The sequence below is a fragment of the Treponema sp. R6D11 genome (genome assembly GCF_054786075.1).
Window position 1 is genome coordinate 1 of record NZ_BDHD01001476.1, and the last position, 248, is coordinate 248.

The window sequence follows — 248 nt, forward strand, 5'->3', positions numbered from 1 at the left end:
GAATATGGCGGATTTAATTAAATGGAATTAAGAAATAGGAACGTAAAATTTAATATTAAAAATCGTCCTAACTTATGCTATCCATTTTATGTTAATCCCAAAAAAGCAGATATTAATGGATTGCTTGAAATTGCTCTTGAAGAAAAAGAGGGATTTATTAAAGTAATGCCTGCAAAATCTCAAGGGATACAAACTGTTTGGCGATGGGGTAAAGAAGAAAAAGCAAGAGAAAATATCAATAAAGAAAT

Annotated in this window: 1 protein-coding gene; it reads left to right on the top strand. The window is 29.4% G+C overall.

Features of this window, described 5'->3' with window-relative positions; all coding sequences use genetic code 11:
- Positions 1–21: 21 nt before the first annotated feature.
- A partial coding sequence (locus ACYVTD_RS19150; protein ID WP_461249162.1) for a hypothetical protein occupies positions 22–248 on the top strand: 227 nt, incomplete at its 3' end.